The organism is Rhizobium sp. 18055, from assembly GCF_902706285.1.
In the GTDB taxonomy this organism is placed as follows: domain Bacteria; phylum Pseudomonadota; class Alphaproteobacteria; order Rhizobiales; family Rhizobiaceae; genus Rhizobium.
Genome location: NZ_CACSKD010000356.1, coordinates 1 through 421, shown reverse-complemented (window position 1 = coordinate 421; position 421 = coordinate 1). Strand labels below are relative to the sequence as shown.

Below are 421 nucleotides of genomic sequence, written 5' to 3'. Positions count from 1 at the left end.
ATCCTGCTCCATGTTTGCCGTCCGCCCGTTCGCCCTGAACACCGCTTCTGCCGCCCTGGCAGGCGTGGCCGTGCGCGCAATCACCACCAAAACCACGACCATTACGGGCTGATCCAGCTCCGGTATCGTCGTGCGCCCCTCCTGGCCCAGACGAGCCGGGGCAGGAACAGTCCCGGTCGGGCATTGTTTCTTCGTTAACTTCAGGGGTGTTGAAAATGAGCAAGTTGGTAGGTCTGGTCGGCTGGCGCGGCATGGTCGGCTCTGTTCTCATGGATCGCATGCAGGCCGAGGGCGATTTCGGCCTGATCGAGCCGCTGTTCTTCTCCACGTCGAATGCCGGCGGCAAGGCGCCCGCCCAGGCCCGCAACGAGACCACGCTGCAGGACGCGTTCGACATCAACGCCCTGAAGCGCTGCGACAT

1 pseudogene is annotated in these 421 nt (G+C 63.7%); it reads left to right on the top strand.

Going from position 1 to position 421, the window contains the following annotated elements:
- Positions 1-215 precede the first annotated feature (215 nt).
- Positions 216-421, top strand: a pseudogene (locus tag GVL52_RS32335) (aspartate-semialdehyde dehydrogenase); the annotation flags it as partial.